This window comes from Candidatus Hydrogenedentota bacterium (genome assembly GCA_012523015.1).
Lineage (GTDB): Bacteria > Hydrogenedentota > Hydrogenedentia > Hydrogenedentales > CAITNO01 > JAAYBJ01.
In genome coordinates this window covers 1-3,732 of record JAAYJI010000097.1, presented here as the reverse complement: position 1 = coordinate 3,732, position 3,732 = coordinate 1, and the positions used below count along the sequence as shown (strand labels likewise).

Annotated in this window: 3 protein-coding genes; 1 reads left to right on the top strand and 2 read right to left on the bottom strand. The window is 48.5% G+C overall.

Annotated features, from left to right (window positions below; translation table 11 throughout):
* Both GX117_04350 and GX117_04345 read right to left on the bottom strand, forming a co-directional pair.
* The coding region (locus GX117_04350; protein ID NLO32574.1) for a YgiQ family radical SAM protein at nucleotides 1-992 on the bottom strand (992 nt) is incomplete at its 3' end.
* Between the two features lie 114 nt (nucleotides 993-1,106).
* Complete coding sequence (locus GX117_04345; protein NLO32573.1) at nucleotides 1,107-2,504, bottom strand: hypothetical protein; 1,398 nt, start codon at nucleotides 2,502-2,504, stop codon at nucleotides 1,107-1,109.
* A gap of 224 nt (nucleotides 2,505-2,728) precedes the next feature.
* Between GX117_04345 and GX117_04340 the strand changes: the two genes are divergently transcribed.
* Nucleotides 2,729-3,577, top strand: coding sequence for a hypothetical protein (locus tag GX117_04340; GenBank protein ID NLO32572.1), 849 nt, complete (start codon nucleotides 2,729-2,731; stop codon nucleotides 3,575-3,577).
* Nucleotides 3,578-3,732: the final 155 nt, after the last annotated feature.

The following is a 3,732-nucleotide window of genomic DNA, read 5'->3' as shown; positions in this document are numbered from 1 at the left end:
TTCCAGTCTGGATGTTTTAAAAATTCGTTCATCTCATCGACGATAGATTGGGTGCTTCGCGATTGTATTTGCCGCCCTTGGTGTTGGGTCAGGGCGCAAAAGGTGCAAGCCGCTGCACATCCGCGGTGAGCCGTTATGCTAAATTGAATCATTTCCGCTGCCGGAATAGGCGCTTTATAGTGGGGATGGGGTCGCCGTGTAAAGGGCAGGCTGTAGAGGGCGTCCAGTTCCGGCGTGGTCAGCGGAAGTGCAGGACTTGTGAAAAAAACCTGTTGATTTCCCGCTTTTTGGATGAGCCACTGTCCTTGTTGGCGACTGTGTTTTTCGATGGTCAAGGTGGCTCCCATCAGCGCTGCTGCATCTTCTAGAATGGCTTCATGGCTGGGCAGCTCTTCCAGATGTTCGGGATCCGGAAAGTAAGGATAAAGGCTCATATCGGTTTGGGAAGAACACGCGAAGGCGGTGCCGGGAATACCCCAAAGCAGCTCTTTTTCATAAGGGTCACTGCCATTAAGGCGATGGGCTATATCCACAATCGCCCGTTCCCCCATGCCGCAAACAAGCAAGTCTGCTTTGCTGTCCAGCAAGATCGAACGGCGTATCTTATCGGTCCAAAAATCATAATGGCTTGCACGGCGCATAGACGCTTCAATACCGCCCAATACGACAGGTAAGCCCGGGAAGGCGTTGCGTATCATGCTTGTATAAACGAGAGAAGCGCGGTTCGGTCGTTTCCCGTGAACATTGCCCGGTGTATAGGCATCATCACGCCGGAGTTTGCGAAAGGCAGTATAATGCGCCAACATAGAGTCTACAGCGCCTGCCGTTATACCGGCGAAAAGACGAGGTCGTCCCATTACTGTGAAATCATCGGGAGTTGTCCAACGGGGCTGTGCAATGATGCCGACACGAAAGCCTTCTTTCTCAAGGACACGGGCTAATAAGGCAGTGCCAAAAGAAGGGTGATCCACATAGGCATCGCCACTAATCAATTAAATATCAATGGCATACCAATGGCGGGCTTTCATATCTTAACGCGTCATCGGCAAGGGCGTCATCGCATTGCTATCATGAAGAGAAGGATTTTTTTTCATAAGAAATCATTTTCATTTTTCGGAATACAGGGTCTTGGGTGTGGCAAAGTCTTTGTCCATCGTATAGGGAAGTTCCCAAACTTGGCTGCCCTTGCTGTCTGTAAAATACAAATGGGATTCAGACAGGGTTTCGGGATTACCATCGGCCCAAAAGGCGAAGAAATCAGGATGGGCATTTACCGGGCGTCGTGCATAGGCATGGTTTCTAACGCTGTTTCGCGTAATATCTGAAACTTTGTTCCACGAGTTTCCGTTGTCTTCACTTTTCCATAAGACCATTTCACCGCCTGTGCCCCATGGTTGAGGTCCCGGTGCTGTAGGAGCAATTATACGCCATTCTTTTCCCGAACTGATATAGAGAGAACCCATATCGTAATTATGGTCGGAAACAGTGACTTCCGTAAGCTGCCATTTTGTCCCGTTCCAGCGTATCAGTGTCCATAGACGCGGATCGCCCGAGGGTCCCGGTTGATAGTCGGCACTGGTAACGACCAGGATTACCGGATATCCTTGACTGTCGAAAGCCATGTCTTTGAGATAAACCAATCGGCCTTCAGACTCAAAATCATGGATCAGGGCTGCATTGTGTTTATCGTCTAAAGGTGCCTCTAAGCTTTGTCCGGAAATATTGTGCCAGCTCATTCCGAAATCAGTGCTTTCGACATAATATAAATTCGTTCGCTTATCCACCGAAGCGTGTGGATGATAATTGAAGGCGGTGGCGAGGCGCTCTTCGTGGAGACATGAAATTTGGTAATGCCCCCCAAAGCCCGCCAGTTTCTTATCCTCTGTCCATTCATACCCGTCAGCACTCGTTTCCCAATACAATTCTCTGCCTTTTGTATATTTGGTAAAACAATGAAAGAAACCCTTGTCCGGAATATACCAAGGCTGGGGATAGGTCAATTCCTTTTCCCTGATTCTTTCGAAGCGGTCTATACTGAAGGGGCTGAGGCTGCGGTATGTGTATCCGGGACGATTTCGACCTCGGCCACTGACAAATACCCAAAGATGACCCGATCCATCCAGTAGAATACTGCCGTTATCATGAGGATCACTTACCACTTCTTTATCGCAAACGACTGTCGGCTTCGGGACAGTGCCCTTCTTGTGATCATAATAGGACGCCATAATCAACAAATGGGTATCCAACGCGTCACGGGCGCCGCCATATACAAAAAATGTTTTTTGGGCTTCTTCGCTATAGCACGCAATAGGGACATGTTTGGCAGTATAGGTCCCCAGTCCACCGGAATATTTGTCGCCGTATTCGCTATGCTGTCCCAGACTGAACCAAATTCCTTTGTATCCCTCTACTTTGGTGTTGTCGAGTGGCGCGGCATGAGAGGCGCTTTGAAAAAGGAATACTGTTCCAAGAAGCATAAAAACGTTGAGTTGATTGGAGCGCATGGAGATCCTCATCGTTGAAAAAGGCTAAGGGAGCCCCCAACTTTCGGTGTTTTCGTTGTGTACAGTGTATCAGGTTGGCTTTACTCAGTGCATAATTTTACAAAAGAGCCCGCACAAAAACCCTTTTTTGAGTGGGGATCCAATCCTATAACGGACATTCCCAGAAACCACGCCATAACCACGAGAGTCAAAGGAACGTAACGAAAGATCTAAAGGAAAAGAATATGCTTCCAAAAACTCATTGGGGTATTAGTATCGTGCTCCTACTGTTTTGTCATACTTTATGGAGCGAGTACGTAAACGAAGGGTGTATTCTTTATTCTGAAAATTACGGTGAATTGCTCAATAGCGATCATCCCGACGTCGCTTTATGGTGGGCTTCCTCCGGCTGGAAGGTTAGCCGGGATCGTACTCTTCCCACACGTAAGAGCAAGGAGATCCGGATCGAGCTTGCACAAAATGAGCGTGAAGCCGCGCAATTGGTTGTGCGCCCGGAAAAGGAGCTCAGCCATTTCTCAGCCAAACCAACTGTGCTCATCGGCTCAAACCAACATCAAATTGCGGCGGAATGCGTGGAAGTCTTATGGGTGCGTTATCTCCATATACAACGAGTCTCGGATACCTTGGGTACAGTCGGTTTGTGGCCGGATCCTCTTCCCCCGATAGATTCGCAGCAAAGCTTGGAGGCGCAGCTGAACCAACCCTTATGGATTCGTGTTTACGCTCCGAAGGGGACACCTGCCGGTACCTATAGGGGGCATATTGTATTGAAAGCCGACGGCTACGAACAGGCGGTACCCCTTTCTCTCCGTGTTTATGGTTTCGAACTTCCTGATCGTGCGAGCTGCAAAACGGCTTTTGGGTTTAGCGCAGGTTCAGTGTATCAATATCAAGGTCTCGTCACACCTGAAGATAAACGTGCCATATTAAACAAATATTGGGAAAGTTTTCGTGATCATCGCATAAGCCCTTATGATCCTGCGCCGGACATCTCCCCTGCCCTTTCATGGGAAAAGGGAGTTCCCGACTTTTACAACGATTTGTCTCGGGAAGCATTACAGATCTTTGACTAAGAAGCGCTTTGTCCTCGTATAGATTGGGCAGATTGGGATCATGAAATGGAACGATGTTTTAACCATTATTAGTTCAATACCTTCCGGGTCAGTGTCCCGGGTGTCAATGCAAGTCAATACCAGGGATTTCCGGCAGATTCGCCCGCCTATACTTA

Bases quoted from the DNA above. Each gene is read 5' to 3' on its own strand.
- GX117_04340 (NLO32572.1), top strand. From the start codon at position 2,729: ATGCTTCCAAAAACTCATTGGGGTATTAGTATCGTGCTCCTACTGTTT.
- GX117_04345 (NLO32573.1), bottom strand. From the start codon at position 2,504: ATGCGCTCCAATCAACTCAACGTTTTTATGCTTCTTGGAACAGTATTC.